The sequence below is a fragment of the Anaerobacillus sp. 63XJN7_5_ISO-PGPR-S23-430 genome (assembly GCF_056173695.1).
In genome coordinates, this window is the sequence record NZ_CM149686.1 from 812,245 (window position 1) to 835,035 (window position 22,791).

Annotated in this window: 26 protein-coding genes and 1 pseudogene; 17 read left to right on the top strand and 10 right to left on the bottom strand. The window is 39.5% G+C overall.

Going from position 1 to position 22,791, the window contains the following annotated elements; translation table 11 throughout:
• Positions 1-70 precede the first annotated feature (70 nt).
• Positions 71-571 carry a carboxymuconolactone decarboxylase family protein gene (locus AC0VYJ_RS04375; RefSeq protein WP_475366624.1) on the top strand — a complete coding sequence of 167 codons (501 nt, stop codon included), beginning with the start codon at positions 71-73 and terminating at the stop codon, positions 569-571.
• A gap of 111 nt (positions 572-682) precedes the next feature.
• Here the strand turns inward: AC0VYJ_RS04375 and AC0VYJ_RS04380 are convergent, their stop codons facing one another.
• Positions 683-2,434 (bottom strand): N-acetylmuramoyl-L-alanine amidase, encoded by a 1,752-nt coding sequence (locus AC0VYJ_RS04380; RefSeq protein WP_475366625.1) that lies wholly within the window; start codon positions 2,432-2,434, stop codon positions 683-685.
• A 551-nt stretch (positions 2,435-2,985) separates the two neighbouring features.
• On the opposite strand from AC0VYJ_RS04380, the gene abc-f reads away from it, so the two are divergent.
• Positions 2,986-4,668: a ribosomal protection-like ABC-F family protein gene (abc-f, locus tag AC0VYJ_RS04385; protein ID WP_475366626.1), complete on the top strand. Its 1,683-nt coding sequence runs from the start codon at positions 2,986-2,988 to the stop codon at positions 4,666-4,668.
• Here abc-f and AC0VYJ_RS04390 read toward each other — a convergent pair.
• Complete coding sequence (locus AC0VYJ_RS04390) at positions 4,665-4,847, bottom strand: hypothetical protein (RefSeq protein WP_098442379.1); 183 nt, start codon at positions 4,845-4,847, stop codon at positions 4,665-4,667. The two genes, abc-f and AC0VYJ_RS04390, sit on opposite strands and share 4 nt — an antisense overlap.
• A 132-nt stretch (positions 4,848-4,979) precedes the next feature.
• Between AC0VYJ_RS04390 and AC0VYJ_RS04395 the strand changes: the two genes are divergently transcribed.
• Positions 4,980-5,711 carry an MOSC domain-containing protein gene (locus AC0VYJ_RS04395; protein ID WP_475367452.1) on the top strand — a complete coding sequence of 244 codons (732 nt, stop codon included), beginning with the start codon at positions 4,980-4,982 and terminating at the stop codon, positions 5,709-5,711.
• A 263-nt stretch (positions 5,712-5,974) separates the two neighbouring features.
• Positions 5,975-7,666: a M3 family oligoendopeptidase gene (locus tag AC0VYJ_RS04400; RefSeq protein WP_475366627.1), complete on the top strand. Its 1,692-nt coding sequence runs from the start codon at positions 5,975-5,977 to the stop codon at positions 7,664-7,666.
• 69 nt (positions 7,667-7,735) lie between these two features.
• On the opposite strand, the gene AC0VYJ_RS04405 is transcribed toward AC0VYJ_RS04400, so the two are convergent.
• Positions 7,736-8,017, bottom strand: coding sequence for a hypothetical protein (locus tag AC0VYJ_RS04405; protein WP_194220351.1), 282 nt, complete (start codon positions 8,015-8,017; stop codon positions 7,736-7,738).
• A gap of 171 nt (positions 8,018-8,188) precedes the next feature.
• On the opposite strand from AC0VYJ_RS04405, the gene AC0VYJ_RS04410 reads away from it, so the two are divergent.
• Both AC0VYJ_RS04410 and AC0VYJ_RS04415 read left to right on the top strand, forming a co-directional pair.
• Positions 8,189-8,677, top strand: coding sequence for an NUDIX domain-containing protein (locus tag AC0VYJ_RS04410; protein WP_242057330.1), 489 nt, complete (start codon positions 8,189-8,191; stop codon positions 8,675-8,677).
• 11 nt (positions 8,678-8,688) lie between these two features.
• Positions 8,689-9,096, top strand: coding sequence for a GNAT family N-acetyltransferase (locus AC0VYJ_RS04415; RefSeq protein WP_475366628.1), 408 nt, complete (start codon positions 8,689-8,691; stop codon positions 9,094-9,096).
• Positions 9,097-9,204: 108 nt separating this feature from the next.
• On the opposite strand, the gene uptA is transcribed toward AC0VYJ_RS04415, so the two are convergent.
• Positions 9,205-9,801: an undecaprenyl phosphate transporter UptA gene (gene uptA / locus AC0VYJ_RS04420; protein WP_475367453.1), complete on the bottom strand. Its 597-nt coding sequence runs from the start codon at positions 9,799-9,801 to the stop codon at positions 9,205-9,207.
• Positions 9,802-10,015: 214 nt separating this feature from the next.
• Here uptA and AC0VYJ_RS04425 point away from each other — a divergent pair, with 214 nt between their 5' ends.
• The 3 genes from AC0VYJ_RS04425 to AC0VYJ_RS04435 all read left to right on the top strand — a co-directional run bounded on the left by AC0VYJ_RS04425 (position 10,016) and on the right by AC0VYJ_RS04435 (position 11,601).
• The gene (locus AC0VYJ_RS04425; RefSeq protein WP_475366629.1) at positions 10,016-10,795 is read left to right on the top strand and encodes a hypothetical protein; all 780 of its coding nucleotides are present in this window, start codon (positions 10,016-10,018) and stop codon (positions 10,793-10,795) included.
• An 86-nt stretch (positions 10,796-10,881) separates the two neighbouring features.
• Positions 10,882-11,379, top strand: coding sequence for an N-acetyltransferase family protein (locus AC0VYJ_RS04430; protein WP_475366630.1), 498 nt, complete (start codon positions 10,882-10,884; stop codon positions 11,377-11,379).
• 66 nt (positions 11,380-11,445) lie between these two features.
• Positions 11,446-11,601, top strand: a complete 156-nt coding sequence (locus tag AC0VYJ_RS04435; RefSeq protein WP_475366631.1) for a hypothetical protein — start codon at positions 11,446-11,448, stop codon at positions 11,599-11,601.
• A 70-nt stretch (positions 11,602-11,671) separates the two neighbouring features.
• Here AC0VYJ_RS04435 and AC0VYJ_RS04440 read toward each other — a convergent pair whose 3' ends face one another.
• Positions 11,672-12,307, bottom strand: coding sequence for an FMN-dependent NADH-azoreductase (locus tag AC0VYJ_RS04440; RefSeq protein WP_283152915.1), 636 nt, complete (start codon positions 12,305-12,307; stop codon positions 11,672-11,674).
• A 112-nt stretch (positions 12,308-12,419) separates the two neighbouring features.
• Here AC0VYJ_RS04440 and AC0VYJ_RS04445 point away from each other — a divergent pair, with 112 nt between their 5' ends.
• The 4 genes from AC0VYJ_RS04445 (at position 12,420) to AC0VYJ_RS04460 (ending at position 15,264) form a co-directional block, all read left to right on the top strand.
• Positions 12,420-12,995, top strand: coding sequence for a DNA-3-methyladenine glycosylase I (locus tag AC0VYJ_RS04445; RefSeq protein WP_475366632.1), 576 nt, complete (start codon positions 12,420-12,422; stop codon positions 12,993-12,995).
• The gene (locus AC0VYJ_RS04450; protein ID WP_475366633.1) at positions 12,995-13,372 is read left to right on the top strand and encodes a DUF4937 domain-containing protein; all 378 of its coding nucleotides are present in this window, start codon (positions 12,995-12,997) and stop codon (positions 13,370-13,372) included. The genes AC0VYJ_RS04445 and AC0VYJ_RS04450 overlap by 1 nt, the downstream gene beginning before the upstream one ends.
• Positions 13,369-13,971: an SGNH/GDSL hydrolase family protein gene (locus AC0VYJ_RS04455; RefSeq protein ID WP_475366634.1), complete on the top strand. Its 603-nt coding sequence runs from the start codon at positions 13,369-13,371 to the stop codon at positions 13,969-13,971. The genes AC0VYJ_RS04450 and AC0VYJ_RS04455 overlap by 4 nt, the downstream gene beginning before the upstream one ends.
• Before the next feature lie 63 nt (positions 13,972-14,034).
• Complete coding sequence (locus AC0VYJ_RS04460) at positions 14,035-15,264, top strand: MFS transporter (RefSeq protein WP_475366635.1); 1,230 nt, start codon at positions 14,035-14,037, stop codon at positions 15,262-15,264.
• Here AC0VYJ_RS04460 and AC0VYJ_RS04465 read toward each other — a convergent pair.
• From AC0VYJ_RS04465 to AC0VYJ_RS04475, 3 genes are all read right to left on the bottom strand, one after another.
• Positions 15,181-16,005: a helix-turn-helix domain-containing protein gene (locus tag AC0VYJ_RS04465; protein ID WP_475366636.1), complete on the bottom strand. Its 825-nt coding sequence runs from the start codon at positions 16,003-16,005 to the stop codon at positions 15,181-15,183. The genes AC0VYJ_RS04460 and AC0VYJ_RS04465 overlap by 84 nt on opposite strands.
• Before the next feature lie 21 nt (positions 16,006-16,026).
• Positions 16,027-16,644, bottom strand: a complete 618-nt coding sequence (locus AC0VYJ_RS04470; protein WP_475366637.1) for an NUDIX hydrolase — start codon at positions 16,642-16,644, stop codon at positions 16,027-16,029.
• A gap of 77 nt (positions 16,645-16,721) precedes the next feature.
• Complete coding sequence (locus tag AC0VYJ_RS04475; RefSeq protein ID WP_475366638.1) at positions 16,722-17,099, bottom strand: thiol-disulfide oxidoreductase DCC family protein; 378 nt, start codon at positions 17,097-17,099, stop codon at positions 16,722-16,724.
• A gap of 148 nt (positions 17,100-17,247) precedes the next feature.
• Between AC0VYJ_RS04475 and fabG the strand changes: the two genes are divergently transcribed.
• The 3 genes from fabG to AC0VYJ_RS04490 all read left to right on the top strand — a co-directional run bounded on the left by fabG (position 17,248) and on the right by AC0VYJ_RS04490 (position 20,300).
• Positions 17,248-18,009: a 3-oxoacyl-ACP reductase FabG gene (gene fabG, locus AC0VYJ_RS04480; RefSeq protein WP_430243824.1), complete on the top strand. Its 762-nt coding sequence runs from the start codon at positions 17,248-17,250 to the stop codon at positions 18,007-18,009.
• Between the two features lie 111 nt (positions 18,010-18,120).
• Positions 18,121-19,842, top strand: a complete 1,722-nt coding sequence (locus AC0VYJ_RS04485) for a pyruvate oxidase (protein WP_194220365.1) — start codon at positions 18,121-18,123, stop codon at positions 19,840-19,842.
• A gap of 71 nt (positions 19,843-19,913) precedes the next feature.
• A complete protein-coding gene (locus AC0VYJ_RS04490) occupies positions 19,914-20,300 on the top strand; it encodes a gamma-glutamylcyclotransferase family protein (RefSeq protein WP_475366639.1) in 387 nt (128 codons plus the stop codon).
• 66 nt (positions 20,301-20,366) lie between these two features.
• Here AC0VYJ_RS04490 and AC0VYJ_RS04495 read toward each other — a convergent pair whose 3' ends face one another.
• Complete coding sequence (locus tag AC0VYJ_RS04495) at positions 20,367-20,960, bottom strand: hypothetical protein (protein WP_283152906.1); 594 nt, start codon at positions 20,958-20,960, stop codon at positions 20,367-20,369.
• 209 nt (positions 20,961-21,169) lie between these two features.
• Here AC0VYJ_RS04495 and AC0VYJ_RS04500 point away from each other — a divergent pair.
• A pseudogene (locus AC0VYJ_RS04500) lies at positions 21,170-21,666 on the top strand (NUDIX hydrolase).
• Positions 21,667-21,739: 73 nt separating this feature from the next.
• Here AC0VYJ_RS04500 and AC0VYJ_RS04505 read toward each other — a convergent pair.
• On the bottom strand, positions 21,740-22,627 hold the full coding sequence (locus AC0VYJ_RS04505) for a DMT family transporter (protein ID WP_475366640.1): 888 nt from the start codon (positions 22,625-22,627) through the stop codon (positions 21,740-21,742).
• Between the last annotated feature and the right edge of the window lie 164 nt (positions 22,628-22,791).

Consider the following 22,791-nt stretch of genomic DNA (forward strand, 5'->3'; position numbering starts at 1 on the left):
ACAGTGGTTTTTTTGGGAAAACAAAATTATTTGTTATGATAAAGAATGGATAAAGAAGGGATGATAGAAAATGCCATGGATTAAACCAGCTAAACAGTCAGATCTAAAGGATCTTGAAATCTACAAAGATCTCGAACACCCTGTTCCTGTTTTTAATCGACTTATTGCGAAAAGTCCTGACGTTTTTTCAGCGTTTATGCCTTTAGCAGCAGCTGTTAAAGCAGGCGTATTGAATGAATTTGAAACGGAAGCAGTTGTCGTTTTTGTTTCTCATTTGAATGGTTGTGAGTTTTGTTATACGGGGCACGGAAACTTATTAAAAGAAATCAGTGGAGATGAGTCTATTCTTGCAGAGCTTGAAAGATATGAAAGCTCAAATGCTTTTGAAAGTCATATAAAAAGTATTCTAAGCTATGCCGAGAAACTTGTTACGAACCCGAAGAGTCTGGAGAAAGCGGATCTTGAGAAATTAAAAGAACATGGATACACTGAAAAAGAAATCGTTGAGATTAATCAACTTATTGCATATACGTCTTATACTAATCAGACTTCGATTGGCCTTGGGTTATAAAGAGGACTTCGCTGACTTCGGTTGGGCGTAGGCTTCGCCTACACCGTATTATTGTATATTTAAGAAATAAAATAGGAGCCTCCTGGATAAGTGGAGGCTCCTTTTTGACACTTACTTCGTTTTATAAAAATCTAATACACCTTGATAAATGCCCTCAGCAAGTTCTTCACGATAGGATTGTGTAAGAAGAAGTTTATATTCTTCATTATTTGTTAAGAACCCAACTTCTACAAGTACACTTGCCATTCTAGATTCGCGAATAACGGAGAAACTCTGATTTTTGACACCACGATCTCTTGCTTCTGTTACTTCGATCAAACGTTTTTGGATGCTTTCTGCTAAGGCTTTGCTTTCTGCAGAGCTATATTTGTCATACCAATATGTTTCAATGCCGTGAGCAGCTTCACTTGCTGCATTAGTATGCACGCTAATAAATGCGTCGGCATTCAAATTATTAGCGATATTCGAACGTTCTCTCAGTTCTAAGAACGAATCATCTCTTCTCGTCATGACGACGTTCGCTCCAGCTGACTTAAGTTTCTTCTCTAAATAAAGAGCTACATCCAGATTGATGTCTTTTTCAAGGAGCTTCCCATTGCTTGCGCCCGGGTCATGGTCACCGTGGCCAGCATCCACAACGATCGTTAAGTTGTTTAAAGAGTTACTACTTTTGGGTATCAAGTAAGCACTGTGCACGTAAGCTACTTGTCCCTGATACTTAATTTTAGCCCAATCGCCTGAATAACCATAAATATCAACTTCAGCGTTACGTGGCAATGCACCGATTCTTGTTCCATTCATTTCTGGGGAAGTTCGAACATTCAAGCTTGAAGCTGTAACAATTCCTGTTTCTAAAACAACTTCTTCAACTTTCTCTTTCATTTTATAAGAATCTACGATACTAGAAGGAATAGCTGCTTCTCCGCCTAACACCATCAAGGAAGAAGCGTTTTGATAAAGATAAGTTTGAACGTCTGGAATTGGTCTCGTATTGTGAGCTAATACAACTGGTGCTTTAAATTTCTCTGCTAAGGAAGCGGCAGCTACAGCATCTGGATAATCTTCTTTATCTTGTTGCACCGAAGTTCCTCTTGCTAAAATATAAGAAGAGTTTGATGTGAAGAAGGCTTTATTGACTGCAATGTTTGTTAGGAAACGATCGTCACCAGCAAGGCGAACAACCTTCTTACCTTGCTGTTCTAATTTCTTTATAACAGCGTCTGAAAGAACAGCATTTCCTCCAATTACATAAACAGTCTTAATATTTGTAGGAAGCGATGGCGCTTTTGTCTCTGTTGTTAAATAGATTGGATAATTTTTCATAGCAGCTACGCTTGATGCTGATAGGGAGTCTGCTACTTGATTTCCATTTACCACAATAGCTGTAGATGAGTGATCAAGGCCTGATGCTTTATTAATAGCGTTGGCCGTCTCGTAACGGTTTGATCCCTCAACTCTCGCTACTGTATATGTCCTTTTTAATTCATTTTCAATCCCCTGACTAATGGCAGTTGTTCCTCCAAGGATATAAACCTTTTTCGCGCCAAGACGAGCGAGTTCATCCGATACTTTGTCATCAAGTTTAGATGAGCCTGTTAATAATATCGGTGCTTGTTTTACTCCCGCAAGTCCTGAACTTGCTAAAGCATCAAATGGCATATCTGAACGAGTGAGGATAACAGCCTTTTCAGCTGATGCAAGCTTACCTGGTGATACCTTCTTAGAAATTTCAAGAGCAGTATCAATTCTGTTTGGACCACTGATACGTTCGATTTCACCACTTGCAGATGTTTTTTCTGGAAAACTCATTCCTGTAAAAATTAAAATAACGGCCATAATAAACGTAAGAATTTTACTCCGCACGATGTGTATTCCCCCATATTCTATGTTTCTATTTTTCTTATGTACGCAGTGACGTCACAACAACGGACGAAATGGCCCCCCTTCAAAATATTATCAAATGGAAAGTATTTCTTAACTATTTCTAATATCGGTCTGGAATATGAGACATTATAGGGTCCTTTTGTACTAAAAAAGGATAAAAATCGACTAATTTTCTAAAAGTCCTCAACAAAATTCGATTTTTTAAAGGCCATTCATTTTATAAATGGCTAAAAAAGAATTTGACATCGCTTACATAATTCTTTAAAATAATGGCAACTAAAGACGAAGGGAATGGTTAAGAAGCGATGAAGAACTAATCTTATTTATTCAGATCTAATTTCAAATTGTGAAATTGATTTTCTGGAGAATAGGATTAGTCTGCCCTTTTTAATCACTTGTGCTGGCGAAAACATGCTTCTTTGTGATGCATTTTTTCGGTGGTATGGGAAATTGGAACGACAGGCCTCTCCAGGTAATGGGGAGGTTTTTTTCTCCTCAAAGCATTGAACTGAAAATTTGGGGGAGATACTGTGAACGTTATTTCGATAAGAGGATTGAAAAAAAGCTTTAATGAGAACTTGTTATTTAATCAAGTGAACCTTGATATTCATAAGGGAGAGCGCATTGGAATTGTTGGACCGAACGGTGCTGGTAAAACAACTTTAGCAAGAATAATCGTAAAAGAGATCGAGCCAGATGAAGGGAGAATTACTCTCAAAGATGATATCGGCTATCTGAAGCAGTCGGTTGACCAGACAGGGATGGTTGAGCAATATGGGCTGGAAGTCGATTCTTCTGACTTTAAAAGGGAAAAGGAGTTAGGATTACGCCCTATTCCAACTAGTGAAGGAGCGGAACATTTAAGCGGTGGGGAAAAGTTAAAACTAGCGCTCACAAAGATTTGGTCGACTCATCCGGATTTATTAATACTAGATGAACCAACAAACCACCTAGATGGAAAAGGCGTAAGTTGGTTAATTCGAGAGCTTCACTCTTTTAAGGGTGCTGTTCTTGTTATATCTCATGATCGTTATTTTCTCGATCAAGCGGTTGGCAGAATCCTTGAAGTTGAAGGTGGTAACATATGCGACTATCAAGGAAATTACACGGCATATCGAGCCGAAAAGCAAAGAAGATACGAAGACCAGCTCCATCATTATGACGAGCAGCAAAAAGACATAAAGCGAATAGAAGGTCAGCTTGCAGGATTAACGAATTGGTCTGAAAAAGCACACGGTGAGTCAACAAAACAGGAAGGGTATAAGGAACATTACCGCATGAAAGCAAAGAAAATGGATCGTCAGGTGAAGTCGAAACAGAAGAGACTCGAGAAGGAACTGCAGAAAAATAAAGTGGAAGAACCTGATCAGGAGAAAGAAGTACGCTTTCAATTTCAGGCGAATGATACACGTGGTAAACGGGTATTAGAAGCGACTAATGTCGGAAAACGTTTTGAAGAACGATGGTTATTTCAAAAAAGTTCTTTCTACATGAAGTCTGGGGAACGAGTGGGGATTGTTGGTGAAAATGGTTGTGGGAAAACCACCTTATTGCGAATGCTGCTTGGAATGGAGGCGCTTAGCGAGGGAGAACTGTGGAGTAGTCCAACGCTTCAGATTGGCTATCTGTCACAGGATGTGCATGATCTTCCTGAAGAAAAAACTCCGCTTGAAGTTTTAAACGTAGCAACTAAGGAAGAGATCTTTCGGGCAAAATCGATTTTTGCTTCGATGGGAATGGGGAGAGATCGAATCCATGCCACCATTAATCAACTCAGTCTTGGAGAGAGAACAAAGCTGAAACTGACGCGTATGTTGATGAACAAATATGATCTTCTGATACTCGATGAGCCTACAAACCATTTAGATTTGCCTTCACGTGAGCAATTGGAAGATACACTGCGAGAGTTTCCGGGAACTCTTCTCATTGTTTCGCATGATGTTTATTTTATGGAGAAAATGTGTGATCAGCTTCTTGTATTTGAGAATCAACAGATTAAAAGGGTTGAGAGGAATTTAGCGGAATATCGAAAAAGAGTGCAAGAAAAAAGCTCTTCTGTTTCTTCAAAAAAGGAAGAAGAACAAAAGATGCTTCTTGATAACGAAATATCTGCGCTGATTAGTAAGATTAGTCTTTTATTACCTGGTGATCCTGAAATAGCTGAGATTGATCAAAAATTGGCCATATTACTTGAGAAGAAAAGGTCATTTTAGACGTCTTCTACTGCAAAAAAACGTTCTACCGAATATAAGTCTGCTTTCGGATGATTGCGAAGAAGAACATATCCTTCACGCTGTGCCTCTTCGAAATTATCATATTCATCTTCTGAATGAAAGATCGCTCTTCGTCTTTCATTATAGAGGGTAATGGAGTAGTATTCTTTTATTTCCATTCGGATCTCTCCTTTTTTCCTTTGTTTCTACTAGTTTTATGCAAATCTCTCATTGTTTATACTAGACTTATAGAAAAAAATGAGATTCTGTCTCTTTGGTTATACTAAGGAGGCAGAAGGGAGCTGATGATCATTCAAGTTGGAACAATTAGTGAGTTGATGCGTCATCCTGTGAAGTCGATGACAGGAGAACGCGTTACTCAGACAATGGTGATGAACTACGGCCTTTATGGCGATCGAAGTCATGTGATATTAGATGAGAAAGAATCGTTTTTTACGATTACACAATTTCCACCACTCGTGCGTTACCAAGCATCATTCAGTGCGCCGGAATCACTTGATGCTTATCCTGAACCGGTCATTACCACACCAGAAGGAGAAACGTATAAGTGGTCTGATTTGACCTGGCTACGTGAAATAGAAGAAGAATCTTCAAAGCAGCTAACGAAGAAAGTTTATCATCCGGAAAATGTTCCAATAGGGCCGATTGAAGAAGAGCACATTTTGATTGTGACGGATGCTTCTCTTGATGCGTTATCATCTTCCTGGGGTAAAAAAACAGATGAAAGACGCTTTCGACCAAACCTTAAAATCTCTTTGTTGGAGAAAATGCCATTTGTAGAAGAAACGTGGGAAGGGAAAGTTCTACAAATCGGAAAAGAAGTGATGCTTGAAATCGTAAAACCCTGTGAGCGATGTATGATTATCACCGTTGATCCTGAGACTGGAGGAAAACATCCGGACCTCTTGAAGAAGGTTGCCAAAGAACATGGTAATTTATTTGGGATGTATGCGAAAGTGATTCAAACGGGAAAAATTAATACGAATGATGAAGTGTGGCTAGTCGATCAGAAAGAAGGATAATATTTCAATTAACGAATTGGCGTTTTTACGTTATAGATCATAATGATACGGGTACAAGCATGAATGAAGCCCCGTCCTTGGATGGGATGCTTTGTTTTCCACACAGGAGGGGTCCCATCCACGGGGTGGGGTCCCATTTTTGTGTTTTCCGATTTAAGCCTTTCATCAATGTGGACTCATGAGAAAGGTTATGACATATCCTGTCAGAAAATTCTGTGGTAAACTATGAACTGGTACATAAAAGCATCTTAAGGGGGAAGTTGATGAGTACGTTTTATGTTGAAAAGTATGATTTTAAAAATCCTTCTATTCTTGAAGAAGAGTTTAAAACGCTCCTCAATCAGTCGATTCATTCTGCTGATGAATTAGAAAAATGGGTGATGAGCTTATCTTTATTAATGGATGGTGTGGCAGAAGGACTTGCCGGACACTATATTGATTTCCAGTGCCATAGCAGCAGTGAAGAAGCAAAAAAGACAATCGAGCACGATCAAGAATACATAGAACCTATGGTAAAGCGATATGAGGGGCTTTTTGATGAAAAGTTTCAGGAGTCGCCTTACAAGTCGCAGCTGAACCAAGAGTATTATAAACAATTTCTTCTTCGGAAAGAAAATGCAATGACGCTTTTTAATGAGGAAAATATTAACTTAGAAGTTGAAGAAGATCGCATTGTTAATCGTTATTTTGAGCATACAGGTAGTCTCTCATTTCATTGGGATGGCGAAGAAAAAACACTTAGCGAAATGTTTTTAATGATGCAGGATGGGGATCGCGAAGTTCGCAAAAGCGCTATGGAAGAAATCTTCACGACGCTCTTAACGAAAAAAGACGACTTACAGGAAATTATGGACGAGCTGATTCAGCTCCGTCAGAAAAAAGCTGAGAATGTGAATCTCGATAATTACAGAGATTATATGTTTAAGAAATACGAGCGGTTCGATTACACGCCAGAGGATTGTAAATCTCTAGCCGAAGCAGTTCGAAAGCACGTTGTTCCTCTAAAAGAAAAGCTGCAAAAAAAGCATCAGCAAGAGCTTGGTATTGAGGAGTATAAACCATGGGATACGAGGGCTGTTCCGAAAGATAAGCAGCCGCTTCGTCCATTTAATAAAATCGAAGAGCTAATCAAAGGCACATCTGATATTTTCGATAAGCTTTCTCCGCGCTTCTCTTATCTTTTAAACGAGATGAATGAAAAAGGTGCACTTGATCTCGAAAGTCGGAAAGGAAAGGCGCAGGGAGGTTTTTGTGAGTATCTTCCGGTTTCTGAGCTTTCCTTTATCTTTATGAATAGTACAAAGTCACAGGATGATTTTATTACGCTTCTTCATGAGATGGGTCACTGCATTCATAATGATTTTAAGCGTAATCAAATGCTATCAGCTTATCAAGATACGCCTATGGAGTCAGCTGAGCTAGCAAGCATGTCGATGGAACTCTTAACGATGGACTACTGGAATCTGATGTATCAGGATGAAAAGGAATTGCTAAGAGCTAAGAAAGATCAGCTTGAAGGGTTAATCCTCTTCCTTCCTAGTGGTATCGTGGTGGATCAGTTTCAGCACTGGATGTATGAGAACCCAAATCATACGAGCAAAGAACGTAGCGAGAAATATATGGAGCTATCGCGCACATATGATTCCTCATATGTAGATTGGACAGGGCAGGAAGAATGGATTCAGAATAACTGGCAGTTGATTCTGCATATTTTTGAAGTGCCGTTCTACTATATTGAATATGTTATTGCCCAACTTGGTGCGATTCAAATGTATCGCCAGTATAGAGAAAATCCAGAACAGGCTCTAGAGAATTACAACCGTGCCTTATCACTCGGAAGCTCTGTATCGTTATCCGAAGTGTATGAAGCGGCAGGTATCCATTTTGATTTCTCTGAACCAATGATCAAAGGATTGATGGATTTTATTTCAGCTGAATTAGAAGAACTATCGTAATAAATAAGAAAGCCCTTCTCAAACATCGAGAAGGGCTTTTCGATATCGTTTACATTCATAAACGCTTCTTTACTTGTCATCAATCGTCCATACTTTGCAGCTTGGGCACTGGATGATTTCAAAACGATCTTTTTTCAGTTCATCCATCCACTCTTCCCAGGAGTTATGCTCAGGTGACATTTCCAGCGTTTTAACTGTTTGCAATTCGTCTCCATCGCTATTCGTACAGGTGCATTCAACAATCGCAAGCTGTGACTCTTGATAGTCATCTTCTTTCGTATTTTCAACTGACCAGTTGATTAATCGCTCATTCATTGGATTGCGTTCTTTGTAATGTGTGCGGGTTAACATGGTATCACTCCTTTTCCTAACTTGGGCGGTATGACTTACGCGATCATGCCTTCTATATTGGATGTTACCCTGTTTCTTAAAAATCATTCATCATAGTATAGTAGGTTCCTAACTCAGAATGATATATACTGTCATCATAGACGAAGATAGGATTTGCTGGAGGTGGAATGGATGACAACGATAAAAGCTACTTTACTATCCATGGTTATTTTACATAATAGAGAAAAAGATGAAATTCTCTTACTGAATCGACCTCCTGAAGCAGGGTTTCCTGGCTATATCGGTCCAGGCGGGAAGATTGAACTCTCAGAAAGCTTTGCCGAAGGTGCTGCAAGAGAACTTTATGAAGAAACGGGATTTATTGTTCATCCTTGCGATCTTACATATAAGGGAGTCGATGAATTTATTATTCCAGATGAAGAGTTTCGGTACATCGTGTTTAATTATGTAGCTACTTCCTACTCTGGTAGTAAGCACCCCGATCCACCAGAAGGTGAATTAATGTGGGTGAAGAGAAATTTAGTTCATACGCTTCCTATGCAAGATTGGTTTAAACAGAGACTGCCAAAGTTCTTTGAGGAGGGAACGTTTGAAGTTTCCGTAGAATACGAGAGAGGAAGCGAGATTCCAGTTAAGGAAACAAGAAGAACGCTCGGGTGAGGAGGATTTGAATGATACAAAGAAGAGATGAGTCACGAGATTTCATTCGAAAGAACGTTGTTGAATATAACAAACAGAAGCTTTCATCTGCAGTTAAAACTCCGCTTGAAGAAATCGCATTCGTCATAGAAGAAGAGGATGAAGTGATTGGCGGGATTTCGGCAACATTGTTCTGGCAGCACCTTCATATCGATTTTCTTTGGGTGACAGATGAGAAGAGAGGGAACGGTGTTGGAAGGAAACTTTTCCAACAAGTTGAAAGACTTGCAGAGGAAAAGGAATGTCGACTTATATTGCTTGATACATTCAGTTTTCAAGCACCTGGATTTTATCTAAAGGAAGGGTATGAAATTTGTGGTAAAGTAGAAAATCATCCTCAAGGTCATACCCAATATTTCTTGCAAAAAAAACTTAGCTAGTGCACTAAGTGCCTCATCATTAGTCGTAAGAGAATGGGATTAGGTGTATAGGTAAACTTTGGTTGAACGATTGCTTAGTATACTTACCGCGGGCAATTTTTGTTAGAGTTAGCGAATGCGTCGCCTCTTCATAATAAGTAGAAAGATGTAACAGATAAGAAAGAATCCTGCTCCGAGACTAACTGGTAACGTATAAATTCTTGTAGCAGAATGAATCTGGGACCAGTTGTCACCGAGCTGTATTCCAATATATAGGAAGAGAATGGACCACGGAATCATAGCCAGGATCGTATAGAAGGTAAATCGCACGATCGACATTTTAGCAATACCTGCTGGAATAGAGATCGCGTGACGAACGACAGGAATAAAACGAGCTGTAAAGATGACGCTCACGCCATTCCGATCGAACCAGGTTTCAGCAATGGCAAGATGCTTTTGAGAAATAAACAGGAATTTTCCATAGCGCTCTAAGAACGAACGTCCACCAAAACGGCCGAGCCAGTATAAAAAGAGCTGAGCGACTGTGCCACCGATCGTTCCAGCAATAACAGCACCAGTAAAACGAATCGTTCCTTCAGATACCATATATCCTCCATAAGCGAGTACGAGTTCACTCGGAATGATTTCAATCATTAGAGCAAGGGCGATGCCAGGGTAACCGAGCTGTAGCAGCCACTCTAAACATTGATGAATAAGGGTTTCTATAGTTAACAACTCCTTTTATGGACAAACGAATGACTTGTTTTCAAGTGTATTGTCCACATAGGATTGTTAGACCTTCGAAAATAGCTATCCTCGTAAAATAGAAGGTGCTTTCGAACAATTATAGAACCCGGAATGTAAGCAATCCGGGTAATGTTCGTTCTCAGAAGAGGATGACAATAGAGTAGAGAGGTGAAAAGTCAGGATGTTAACATCCATGAAGAAATTTCTTGCGACACTAGATCAGCCTATGCAAGCGAAAACGGGAAAAGAAAAAGTACTAACGGTTCTTTCCATTATTGGATTCATTTTATTATTATATCTTGTGGCGTTTTCCCCATTTATGTTCAGGTTGTTCTTAACGTGTCTTAGCGTCGGCGTTTCGCTATATGTTATTAAAAAAATTCATGATTTTGATGCAAAGTTAAAGGGTGAGCGGGTAGAGGATACGGCCTCTTCAACTACTACAGCAGATGATCAGCTTTCATTTTCACTTGAAAACACGGATATCGAGGCAGAATCGATGGAGGAAGCTGAGAAAGAGCGTGAACTTGAGCAGATCAATAGTGATAAAACGATGCTTTTTGAAGAGCTTCTTTCTAAAGCGGATCTCGATGAAATAGAGAAAGAAAGCTATCGTAACAGAATGCAGCATAAGGAATCTGAAAGCAATCGGATCAAGCAAGAAGTGCTTCTGTTTAAAGATAAAATTCAAAAAGCAGTCATTGATAAGAAGGGACTTTTCATTAAAGAAACCCCTGATATGAAGCTGGTTGCTGAGTTAATTGGTATTGATTCTGTTGAATCTAGTTCATTTGTTGAGTTAAATGAAGAGCTTCGACTCATTTATAACGACATTCCAGAATCAAAGCGGAACACTTTAATCGAGTATGAGCTAGTGAACGATGAGTTTGAATTAACGAGACTCGGATATAAAGAACTTATGAAAGAAGTAAGAAAGCTAGAAAAGAAAACAAGGCCGGTTGTTGAGCAGTAAAACAAGGGAAAACGCGTATAATTCTTTATACGCGTTTTTCTTATGGTAAGCTGTGAAGAACAGTTATAGGAAATGAGGACAAACAAATGAAAATTAGACAAATTAGCCCAGATGATGCCGAAGCATTTGTGAAGCTAATAAAAGGTGTGGAGAGCGATTCCCCATTTATGCTCTTTGAAGACGGCGAGAGAAAGACGACAATAGCTGAGCAGCGTGAACGGATTGAAAAAATGGAGAGTGATCGTCATTCTCGTATATTCGTAGCTGAGAATTCTGGTGAATTGATCGGCTATCTAATTGCGGTGGGCGGACAGGCGAAGCGCAATCAACATAGCGCCTATCTAGTGATAGGAATTAAAGAAGAGTATCGGGGACAGGGAGTGGGATCCGAGTTATTTGTTGAATTAGAGAAGTGGGCAGTGACTCAAAGCCTACACCGCCTCGAATTAAATGTGGTCACACGAAATGAAGGTGGATTAGCTCTTTACAGGAAAGCAGGTTTTGAAGTGGAGGGCTTGAAACGTCACTCACTGTTAATAGATGGTGAATTTGTTGATGAATACTATATGTCGAAGCTGCTATAGAATTGCAACTAGATCTCATAATTAGATCGTTCTTCAACCATACTAGAAATGGAAGGAGACGATGAAATGTTTGATCATACACAACATATTCCGCTAGAGGGTATACCAGGAGAAATGAACGTGAGTGAAGTCCCCCATCAGAATGAAGAGATCGCTGAGATGAGCTTCCCTTTTGATTACAGTTTAATGATTCCGCTCGACCACTCGTTAAGGGATGAATAAAAAAGCGCAATGTGCGCTTTTTTATTTTGGGGAAATGCTATTTCAGAGGCACGAACGAATACTGTATTTCTTAGAAAGTCTTTGCAGCTTGTTTCGCTTCTTCCATCGCCTTTTTCTTGATTTCTTCAGCTTTCTCAGGCATTTGTGCCATTCCTTCAGCAATGACGGATTCAACAGAAGGGATGCCTAGGAATCCAAGTACAGCATGTAAGTACCGATCTCCGAATTCCATTTCTTTTGCTGGCCCTTCTGAATAGATGCCACCTCTCGCCTGGATGTGAAGGGCTTTCTTATCAGTTAGGAGACCAACTGGGCCTTCTTCTGTATATTTAAAAGTCTTACCAGCAATAGCCACTGTATCAATGTAAGCTTTTAATTTAGGGGGAAAGCTGAAATTCCAGAATGGCGTAACAAAGACATATTTATCTGCTGATATGAATTGATCTGTAAGGTCGTTGATTTTACTTACTTTAAGCTGTTCGTCTCCTGATAAATGGTCAAATGCATTTCCCTGTTGCAGCTTGCCCCATCCGTTAAAAACGTCAGTATCAATATAAGGAAGATCAATATTATAAAGATCTAGCTTTACGACGTCATCATTCTGATGTTTTTCCTGGTAGGTTTCAAGGAAAACTTCCCCTATACTTAAACTGAAAGATTCTTTTACCGGTTTTGGATTCACGGTAATATAAAGCAATCTAGCCATCACGATCATCTCCTTTGTTATCGCCACTTAGTATGGCTAGCGTAGGAGAAAGTATTCAACTGGATTAGCGTTAAGAAATTGTAGGCAACTAGCCTTTATTGGAGGTAACATTATGAACCGTTGTGCATGGGTGAATGAAGAAGAAATTTATAAAGAGTATCATGATCATGAGTGGGGAGTTCCTGTTTATGACGATCAAAAACTTTTTGAAATGCTCATTTTAGAAGGAGCGCAGGCGGGGTTAAGTTGGATTACGATTTTGAAAAGAAGAGAGAATTATCGAGCTGCTTTTGATCAATTTATTGTTGAGAAAGTAGCGACTTATGATGAGGACAAAATACAAGAGCTACTCCATAATGAAGGCATTATACGGAATAAATTAAAGGTGCGCGGAACGGTAAAGAATGCGAAAGCATTTATGGAGGTTCAAGAAGAGTTCGGAAGCTTTTCATCATACATATGGGGTTTTACGCAAGACACTCCGATCATTCACGACTGGAAATCGTTAGAGGAAGTACCTGCAGAAACAGAACTTAGCAAGAAGATTAGTAAAGATATGAAAAAGCGTGGTTTTACGTTTGTAGGTCCTGTTATTATATATAGCTTCTTGCAAGCTGTTGGTTTAGTCAATGATCATACAACTGACTGCTTCAGACATCCTGATTTTAGTGAAAAGGCTCAACTGTGATGCTGATTAAAAAAATAGTTTGCAACGTGCGAGAAGGTCAGGAAGCAACTTTTTCTAGAGGGCAAGAACGCTGGATTGAATTGCGAAATGACGAAGGGTTTATAGCTCAGTACGGTGGCTGGTCAGAAGGAAACGTGGCGATTATTATTGGTTTTTGGAAAAGCACCCAATCCTACAACCGTTTTATGAATGATGATCATGATGCCATCTATCTAAAAACAAATCAACAGGGAAGTATTGAATCGATTGATGTTCATCTTGAGGAAACCGATGTGAGGGATATTGAACAATACTCAAAAAGCTGGATATTAGAGCAGCATAGTAAGGTAAATGAGCGATGGACCATTACGACTGAGAACCTGGAGGAGCTTATATGAAGTGGTTGTTTATCGGGGATAGTATTACGGATTCAGGCAGAAACCAGGACCCTGAAGGACTTGGTTATGGATATGTAAGAATGATTAAGGAAGAGATAATAAAGGAATTCCATGTGGAGATCATCAATAAAGGCGTGAGTGGTGATCGAATCACTGATCTTGAAAGTAGATGGAAACGGGATGTTTTAGCGGTGGAACCTGATCTGATTTCCATTTCCATTGGCATTAACGATGGGTGGAGACAATTGGATCATTCTGAGATGGAGCAGGTGTTGCCAAGTGAGTTTGAGGAGGTATATGAACGACTTTTAAATAAAGTAAATGATGGTATTGTGCAAATTGTCCTAATGGAACCAACGATTATTGAAGAGAATATCTATTCAAAAGGAAATCAGTTGCTTATGCCTTATGTTGAAATCGTTCGGAAGTTGGGAGTTAAGTTTGGCGCAATTGTTGTTCCTACTCATGGAACTTTCCTACAAGCGCTAAGGGAAAAGAAAGATACTCTCACAACGGATGGCGTTCATATGACTTCAGTAGGCAATCGTCTTATGGCTGATACATGGCTGAAATCATATAAAGACAATTTATTGCGCTAAATTGTAGCAAGATCTTATAAGATAAATCACCTCTTTCTTTTTATGATAGAGAGAGGTGATTTTATGTATATCAAATTAATGTTCAATCAAAACATAAGGTACTACTTGCTCGGAGGAGGGATTTCAAAGCTAGGCGATGTCCTTTCAGGTATGGCGTTTCTTTTTCTTGCTTATGAGATAACCGGATCTAAGGTATTGACGACTGGAATGGCGATTGCGGAAACGCTCCCTTATTTACTCTTTGGATTGATAGGAGGGGTGATCTCCGATTGGGTACAGAAGAAGAGAATGCTCATTATTTTAGATTTTATCAGAATTCCATTAATTGGATCTGTTGTATTGTTCTATTACGCAGATTTGTTAGGATATGCTTATTTACTGTTTGTTAGTTTTCTCATTCAATCGATTGGTTGCTTCTTTAACCCAGCTCATCGTGCTTTGCTGCCTCTTATGACAGAAGAGAAAGAACGAACATCGGTTAATGGATTGAATGATACACTTCAAAGAGGGGTTACGGTCATAAGTCCTTTTCTTTCAATATGGATTCTTACAACGCATGGTGCTGTCCATTTTTTTACTATTGACGCCATAACTTATGGATTGAGTGCATTCTTTCTTATGAAATTACAAGTGAAAGAAACCACTTATAATGGGGAAAAATCCTTGAGCGGAGTCTGGCGCTCAATCGGATCGTTTACTAAATGGGCTGGTGAGAATATCACCTTGAAGCATTTGTTTCTAAGTACTTTTGTAATTGTATTTCTTAATACCTGGGTTTGGGAAGTGGGGCTCCTACTCGCGCTTTCAGATATGACCTCAAGGAGTGAAGAGATTTATAGTTTGATACTAGGTTTGTTTGGTGCAGTTGTGATTGGAACGAATTTAGTGATTCCTTATATTGTAAAGGAAATGGATTTAAAAACATATATGATTGGTGCTTTCATTTGGGGAGCGGGCGTATTTTATTATGGCGTATTATACGAGTTAGAACATTTTTTTGTAGGTGCTATTCTAGTAGGAATCGGGATTCCGATAGCTGGACTTGCAAGAGTTTATCTCCTGCAAACCATCGTACCGAAAGAACAGCTTGGAAGAGGCTTTAGCACGAACGCTGTTCTACTCTATCTTGCTAATACCCTTTCATTGGCTCTATTTGGTGTATTCGCTGTACTTCTGCCAATTCAAGTTATAATGGTTGTTAGTGGAATGTTAATGATGCTCATTAGTATCGTCTATCTTGTAGGAACCACTGCGAAATTGAGAAGGAGATTTTCCATACAACTTTTTAAATAGATGATTGTAAGAAGAAAGATTCTTGAATCCTGATGAAAAAGCAATTGATAGAATTGATTCACTAGAGTGAAGAAGCTTTTCCTGACTTTTCATAATGCGATAAAGTTGCAGGAATGAATAAGGCGAAATACCAAACGCTTCTTTAAAGGAGTGAGCGAATTGATATTTCGAGAGACCTGTCAGGTTTGCGAGCTGCTCAAGCGACCAGTCTTCTTGAAATCCTTCTTTCATAGCTGTGATAGCAGTAGTAAGCGGGAACTTCGCTGAAGGGATGGAGAGCTCCTGTTGATGCAATCCTGGAGCATGCTTAAGCATGAGGATAACAAGTTGTACCGCACTGTGCTCAAGGAAGTAAGTGCTTTCTTCGGATTGCAAACCGTTCCCCATACAATCTCGTACAAAAGAAGCCCACTGCTGAAACTGTGGATGACAATAAGGAATAGACGCAAATTCAGGACAGCGTACACTGAGGTTGAGATCTTTTGCTACTTCTTGAAAAATCGTTTCATCTAGTTCGATTAGAAATTTTTCATCCGTAACGTTAAGTTGGCGATGGGTATCGCCGGGGTTAAGAATATAGAACAGTCCTTTATCAATTGAAATATCACCACGTGGTGTTTCGTAAAGCCCTGACCCCTGGTGAGAGAATATAAACTTATAACAATTATCACTTCTCCAGCTTCGTTCTTGTAATTTGTCTTTCCTCATAAGAAGAAGGCCATTGTTAAATGGTTTAATCATTGTGATAGCTCCTTATTTCACCTAATCAAAAACAGGTGGAAGGGTAACGTTGTTATGGAGATTATAAAGCATCCCAACCTGTGATTCAGTAATTCTGCCAGTCGACAAAGGGGGAAGCTCGTCTTGAGCGAAAAAACCACTGTCACTTGTTTCGATACTTTCGGCCGCATTTCCACCGACTAGCTCACACTCAATCATCACCTTATAAATATGATAAGGCGATGGTGGGTGAGGGTGTTTTTTGTGATCGAGCACGGCAAGAAGTCGCCGTGCTTCTACAATGTAGCCTGATTCTTCTTGAACTTCTTTTACCGCTACTTCTCCTGGCGTAAAGCCTACATCACCCCAGCCGCCGGGAAGGGACCACTTGCCATCAGCTTTTTCTTTAACGAAAAGCAATTTACCTTCATGAAAAACAGCTGCACGAACGTCTACTTTAGGCGTTTGATAGCCAGTTTCATTCGTGAAAAGTTCGCTAATTGTTTTCATATCATAGTCCGTGTAGGTTTCCATGATTTCAGCACTTAGCTGTCTCAGTTCAATATATCTTTCATAATCATAGTTATCCTGCGTATAAGTTAGCCCTGCTTGAGCAATGGATTGTATTTGTTTCGCCCAGGTAAGCCATTTTTCTTCCATATCAAAGCATCCTTCCAAACTAATTCTCTGATAAATAGTATTCTAGAAAAAAGTATAAACGCCTGCTTTTAAAAAAATTATTCAAAACGGGGCTCTGAATAACGTCCAAACCAATCATAACGGTTTTTTGAAAACCAGATATAGAATGGTGAACCAAGCTTATCAATAAAAGGTAAGTATAGTAGTAAAGAGAGAGGTACCGTTACTGGAAGTGCCATTAACAGTCGTCTTACCGTATAAAAGCCTGCATGAAGTTTCCCAGATGTCGTGAGCATATGAATTTCATCATACATTCGTTTGTGGCGAAACTGCATATAAGGATAGTCTTCTGGGTGTTTCTCAATTTCTTGGACCGGTATCCATTCGATCTTATTAAACCAATCCAGTTTGCGAAGTGATTTCTTTACATAAAAACAAAAAGGACATTCAGCATCATAGAAAACGAGATGTTTCATCGCGATAGCCTCCAATATAAATAATTCATTCTCCTACTCTTTTCACTTATTATCCTAATTTTAAACTGGATGACAATAGTTGACAGAAAATTATAGTATTATTATAGTTTAATTAGAGCTAAGAAAACGCTTACAGGAGTGAGGTTGAGTGAAACGACTTGAAGGTAGAGTGGCATACATAACTGGTGGAAGCAGAGGGATCGGTGCGAGCATTGCAGAAAAGTTTACAGATGAAGGGGCTAAGGTATACCTTGCCGATGTGAACGAAGAAGCCCTTTCCACAACTAGAAAGAAATTAGAAGGGAAAGGCTTCTCAGTTATGACAGGAGTTGTGGATGTTACACAGCGAGAGCAGGTAGAGTCAAGTATGAAAGAAGCGGCTGAAGCATACGGCTCAATTGATATTCTTGTAAACAACGCTGGAGTTATTCGAGATAATCTATTATTTAAAATGAGTGATGAGGACTGGATGACGGTCATGCAGGTACATCTTACTGGGAGTTTTTATGCTTCAAGAGCGGCACAAAAGTATATGGTTGACCAAGGATATGGTCGCATCATAAGTCTATCCTCTACTTCTGCACTAGGTAATCGTGGACAAACGAACTATGCAGCTGCCAAAGCGGGCATTCAGGGGTTAACCAAAACGCTCTCACTCGAGCTTGGTAAATATGGCATTACGGCTAATGCTATCGCGCCAGGATTTATTGAAAGTGATATGACAAAAGCAACGGCCGAACGTCTCGGTGTTGAATTTGACCAGTTTATTGAATATAACAAAAAGCAGATTCCAGTAGCTAGAACAGGGAAACCGGAAGACATTGCGAATGCTGCACTCTTTTTTGCAGATGAAAACTCATCCTTTGTTAGTGGACAAGTTCTTTATGTTGCAGGTGGACCACGAACGTAATATCGATAAAAGCAGTCCAATTGGGCTGCTTTATTCTTTTCTCTGACGTTTCACTGATCCTATAGAGGGGTACTTTCCCATTATGGATAAGGAAACGAAGGAGGAGTCATGATGTTTGATAAAAATGCTGGCGAGATTTTACTGAATACACTCTCTGAATGGGGAGTAGATCATGTGTATGGTTTACCAGGAGATTCGATTAACCACTTTGTGGAAAATTTAAGAAATGCTCAAGACCGTATGAAGTTCATTCAGGTTAGACATGAAGAAGTTGGTGCCCTTGCAGCAGCATCGTATGCGAAAATAACAGGCAAAATAGGTGTCTGCCTTTCGATTGCGGGACCAGGAGCAGTTCATTTGATGAATGGTCTTTATGATGCAAAGGCTGACGGTGCACCGGTTCTCGTTATTGCTGGACAAGTCGCAAGCGACCAACTTGGAACGGATCAATTTCAGGAAATTAACCTTGAACGAATGTTTGATGATGTATCTGTATTTAATCGCAGGGTGGAAACTGCGGCATCGTTACCGGACTTAACTCATCAAGCTATACGAACAGCTGTTGAGAAAAAGGGCGTAGCAATCCTTACAATTCCAGATGACCTTGCAGCTGAGAAGGTAAAACAAAAGGTGGAGAACACCTCTCTCATTCGCTCGAAAGCAGTCGTTCATCCACATGACTCCAATTTAAACGAAGCAGTCGCTATGTTAAATGAAGCGAAGCGACCGGTCATTTTAGCAGGAAAAGGCTCTAAACATGCGAGAGAAGAACTGTTAAGCTTTGCAGAAAAAGCAGGGGCACCGGTTATTTTAAGTTTACCAGGTAAGGGAGCTATTCCTGACGTTCATCCTTATAACCTTGGTCAACTCGGTCAGATTGGAACGAAGCCTGCTTATGAAGCAATGGAAGAAACTGATTTACTCATCATGGTCGGTACGTCATTCCCGTATCGCGATTATTTACCAGATAAAGCAAAGGCGATCCAGGTTGATATTGACCCAACTCAAATCGGGAAACGTTACCCTGTAACGGTAGGATTAATAGGAGATGCCAAGTGGACGTTATCTTACTTAACCGAGCATACTACCTACCAGGAAGACCGTGAATTTATTGAGAAATGTCAGGACAATATGAAAAACTGGTGGGCTCATCTTGAAAAGATTGAATCGGAACAGTCTACACCGATTAAACCACAGCAAATCATGCCACAACTTCAAAAAGTTTTGGATGATGATGCCGTCTTGTCAATCGATGTAGGGAATGTGACAGTTTGGTCAGCAAGGCATTTACGCATTACGAATCAAAAATTCATCATTTCCTCATGGATGGCGACAATGGGTTGCGGTCTTCCAGGAGCGATTGCAGGTAAGATAGCTCATCCAGATCGTCAGGCCGTAGCGATTTGCGGTGACGGTGGTTTTACGATGGTTATGCAAGATTTCTTAACAGCTGTGAAATATAAGCTACCTATGATGGTTGTCGTCTTTAACAACGAACGTCTTGGCATGATTAAATATGAACAGCAGGAAATAGGGAACATTGATTATGAAACGGAATTAAAAGACTTTAACTTTGCCGCATTTGCTGAAACAGCTGGTGGTGAAGGTTACCGCGTCGAAAAGTATGAAGAATTGCTTCCAGCTTTTGAACGAGCTGCGAAATCACCGAAGCCTGTCATTGTCGACATTGTGATTGAAGAGCAACCGCCTCTTCCAGGTAAAATCACGTATGAACAAGCAGCAAGCTATTCGAAATACATGCTCAAAAAAGCATTTGAAGAACAGGAAATTGATATGCCACCATTGAAAAAGGCATTGAAGCGAATTTTTTAATAAAGTTACTGGGGAGCCCGCTTATTGGCGGGCTTTTCGCTATAGCTATGGAGATAAAAGGAGAGAGAATCATGCATCTTGTGTTTTGTTATGGAACATTACGATTAGGAGAAAGCAATCATGGTGTCATAAAAGGAGCTGCTCTAAAAGAAAGCTTCTGTTGGACAAAGGGACAGCTGTATGACACACAGGATGGTTACCCTGCTTTAGTTCAAAGCGAGGAGCATAACGTATATGGAGAAGTCTATGAAGTCGATAATCAGTTACTAGAAAGAATTAATATTCTTGAAGGTTATCAGGAAGGGCGCGATCATAACTTGTATGATTGTGTCATACAGGAAATCGAAAGTGAGCAAGGGAGTTTCAAAGCCATTACTTATATCATGAAAAATCCAGAAAAGCGTTTTATCGAAATACCAGGTGGAGACTGGATAGCGTATCGCAAAGATAAAAGGTAACCAATCGAGACTAGCACAATGAAAGAAAGCACACCTCCAAAAATGGAGCGTGTGCTCTTTGAAAAATTAGTCCGTTAGAATCATATAATCTTCAGGAATGTGAAGGGTTGTTTCATAATAAGCCTCATCTGAGTAGTGATCTGAAATGTTTTTTTCAATCATTCTGTAAGTTAAATAGGGCTGTTGAATTGGTTCTTTTACAATCGTCGCTTCAACGATTTTTTCTTTTTTTTCACCAGTATCCGTAGTGGTGGCTAGCTCGATCCAAATTGGAGATATGTCTTCATCTACATAATTTGATTTTATGCCGTTATCAGGGTCTTTTAGTAATTGGGAAAAATCCTCTACTTGTTCGTTGTGCTCATGTAAAGACTGAAGATAAGGGGCGAGTGTATTTTCTTTCCAAGATTTCTCGTTCATTGAAAAATCATAGCTGTTTAACGTGTACGATAAATACCCTATGATGAGTAAAATGATGAACAGGAAGGCTCCTCTAAATAGAAATTTTGATGGAGATAAGAATTTCCGGTTATGGATCAGATGCATAATGAAAATGAGTCCAACGATGATCCATAATACCTCGGATATGATGGTGAGTGGAGCATCTGAAAGCTTTTCCAATTCATTATAGCTTTCAATGACTTGATTGATTGTTGGCATGCTTACTTTCCTCCTGAATGTCAGAGAAAAATTAATTGTTCCTTTTATTCAACTCTACTATCGTTTTAAGACGACTTGCTCATTGTAACAGTAAATTAACTGTTTTATCCATATGGAGTGAATGTTTAGTAAAATAGATAGGTGATTGCTTTAGGTTTTTATCAAACTTATATAATTGGATCAAATTATGAGAAACTAGGTGACGGTACATGCTTCAATATACGATTTGTTTTATCAAAAGAAATCAAGATCTTCTCCTGTTAAATCGACGCAAAGCCCCAACAATGGGTCTCTGGAACGGCGTTGGTGGGAAGCTAGAACAGAATGAAACGCCGTCTGAGTGTATAATAAGAGAAACCTTTGAAGAGACAGGGATTGAATTAGAGAGCGTTATCTATGCAGGGAATGCTCTTTTTTATAGTGAGCAGGGCAACTCAGGTATGTACATTTTTCTCGCGGATTTACCAGAAGGAATGATTCTTACTACCCTTTAAATACGGCAGAAGGAATACTAGACTGGAAACGAATAGATTGGATTCTAGATGAAGATAACCAGGGTGTAGTAAGCAATCTGCAGAAGTTTTTGCCCGAAGTACTTGGAGGAAACTATTTACAGGAGCACAGGTTTATCTATCACCATCATCAAATGCAATCTTATTCGGTCTCTCCAATAGTAGAGAGTGAAGTTAAAACAGTTCACAAATGAATCAGTGTCATTGGAAAACAAAAAAAGAGAGGCAAACTTAAATAGAAGTTTGCCTCTCTTTTTATTATGTGAATCAATGCGAAGTTTGTGGTTGTCTCTTCTCAACCTTTTTCGCTTCTCGGTTGTTACGAATAAACATATAGAACGAAGCCGAGAAAATAACGATATACCCAATAATACTCAAGGCATCAGGTATTTGACCGAATAGCACAATGCTGATTAAAGCAGAGTAAACGACGGTCGAGTAGAAGAAAATTGAGATTTCTCGAGCGGGTGCAAATTTATAGGCTACGGTGAGCCCAAATTGTCCAAGCGTTGCGAATACGCCCGCTAATAATAGATAGATCAGCTGTTTTGTTTCCATTGGTTCATAGAAGATAATCACGAATGGCAATAATACTACGGTTGAGAAGAATGAGAAATAGAAAACAACCGTATAGAACTTTTCACGCTGTCCAAGAACCCTGAGTACTGTATAGGCACCTGCAGCAAAAATAGCAGAAAGCAGTCCGGAAATATACGGAACTGTCTCGACTGAGAACTGTGGCTTTATAATTAATAGCGTTCCGATGAAAGCGATGATGATCGCAATGATCTGGAACCGTTTCGCTTTTTCTTTTAAGAAAAGAGCGGAAAAAATAATTAATAAGAAAGGACTAAGCTTATTGAGCATGTCGGCATCAGAGAGGACAAGGTTGTCAATCGCGTAGAAATAGAAAATGATTCCTAGTGTTCCAAGCGCTGATCGCAGGAGCAAGAATTTCTGGTTCTCCTTTTTACCGAATAGTCTTTCTTTGTAGTACATCACAAAGCCAAATGAAATGATGGCAGAGACGGCATTTCGAAACATCGTTTTTTGAATCGTAGGCACGTCACCTGATAGCTTTACAAAAGCAGCCATCATCGCAAATCCAAATGATGATATTAGCAATAGGATAATTCCTTTATTTCGATCACTCATCAAATTCCTCCAGTTTGTCAATCACTTCTATCACTTTACTGCAAAGGGATCCTCTTTTTCAACTACAGAGCTTAAAGTAGGAAATGTCACAAAATTGATTCATTCTTTCTTGAAGGGATTGTGGCATAGTAGAAGGGTGATTGAACCTTTTCGAAATCGCGTTG

What these genes read in the sequence shown, in the direction of transcription:
- AC0VYJ_RS04505 (WP_475366640.1), bottom strand. Translation starts at nt 22,627, where the DNA reads ATGAGTGATCGAAATAAAGGAATTATCCTATTGCTAATATCATCATTT.
- AC0VYJ_RS04485 (WP_194220365.1), top strand. Translation starts at nt 18,121, where the DNA reads ATGTTTGATAAAAATGCTGGCGAGATTTTACTGAATACACTCTCTGAA.
- AC0VYJ_RS04445 (WP_475366632.1), top strand. Translation starts at nt 12,420, where the DNA reads ATGAACCGTTGTGCATGGGTGAATGAAGAAGAAATTTATAAAGAGTAT.
- AC0VYJ_RS04375 (WP_475366624.1), top strand. Translation starts at nt 71, where the DNA reads ATGCCATGGATTAAACCAGCTAAACAGTCAGATCTAAAGGATCTTGAA.
- AC0VYJ_RS04450 (WP_475366633.1), top strand. Translation starts at nt 12,995, where the DNA reads ATGCTGATTAAAAAAATAGTTTGCAACGTGCGAGAAGGTCAGGAAGCA.
- AC0VYJ_RS04455 (WP_475366634.1), top strand. Translation starts at nt 13,369, where the DNA reads ATGAAGTGGTTGTTTATCGGGGATAGTATTACGGATTCAGGCAGAAAC.
- AC0VYJ_RS04415 (WP_475366628.1), top strand. Translation starts at nt 8,689, where the DNA reads ATGATACAAAGAAGAGATGAGTCACGAGATTTCATTCGAAAGAACGTT.
- AC0VYJ_RS04460 (WP_475366635.1), top strand. Translation starts at nt 14,035, where the DNA reads ATGTATATCAAATTAATGTTCAATCAAAACATAAGGTACTACTTGCTC.
- AC0VYJ_RS04470 (WP_475366637.1), bottom strand. Translation starts at nt 16,644, where the DNA reads ATGGAAGAAAAATGGCTTACCTGGGCGAAACAAATACAATCCATTGCT.
- AC0VYJ_RS04430 (WP_475366630.1), top strand. Translation starts at nt 10,882, where the DNA reads ATGAAAATTAGACAAATTAGCCCAGATGATGCCGAAGCATTTGTGAAG.
- AC0VYJ_RS04410 (WP_242057330.1), top strand. Translation starts at nt 8,189, where the DNA reads ATGACAACGATAAAAGCTACTTTACTATCCATGGTTATTTTACATAAT.
- AC0VYJ_RS04490 (WP_475366639.1), top strand. Translation starts at nt 19,914, where the DNA reads ATGCATCTTGTGTTTTGTTATGGAACATTACGATTAGGAGAAAGCAAT.
- AC0VYJ_RS04495 (WP_283152906.1), bottom strand. Translation starts at nt 20,960, where the DNA reads ATGCCAACAATCAATCAAGTCATTGAAAGCTATAATGAATTGGAAAAG.
- AC0VYJ_RS04405 (WP_194220351.1), bottom strand. Translation starts at nt 8,017, where the DNA reads ATGTTAACCCGCACACATTACAAAGAACGCAATCCAATGAATGAGCGA.
- AC0VYJ_RS04425 (WP_475366629.1), top strand. Translation starts at nt 10,016, where the DNA reads ATGAAGAAATTTCTTGCGACACTAGATCAGCCTATGCAAGCGAAAACG.
- AC0VYJ_RS04475 (WP_475366638.1), bottom strand. Translation starts at nt 17,099, where the DNA reads ATGAAACATCTCGTTTTCTATGATGCTGAATGTCCTTTTTGTTTTTAT.
- AC0VYJ_RS04400 (WP_475366627.1), top strand. Translation starts at nt 5,975, where the DNA reads ATGAGTACGTTTTATGTTGAAAAGTATGATTTTAAAAATCCTTCTATT.
- AC0VYJ_RS04440 (WP_283152915.1), bottom strand. Translation starts at nt 12,307, where the DNA reads ATGGCTAGATTGCTTTATATTACCGTGAATCCAAAACCGGTAAAAGAA.
- AC0VYJ_RS04390 (WP_098442379.1), bottom strand. Translation starts at nt 4,847, where the DNA reads ATGGAAATAAAAGAATACTACTCCATTACCCTCTATAATGAAAGACGA.
- AC0VYJ_RS04465 (WP_475366636.1), bottom strand. Translation starts at nt 16,005, where the DNA reads ATGATTAAACCATTTAACAATGGCCTTCTTCTTATGAGGAAAGACAAA.
- AC0VYJ_RS04435 (WP_475366631.1), top strand. Translation starts at nt 11,446, where the DNA reads ATGTTTGATCATACACAACATATTCCGCTAGAGGGTATACCAGGAGAA.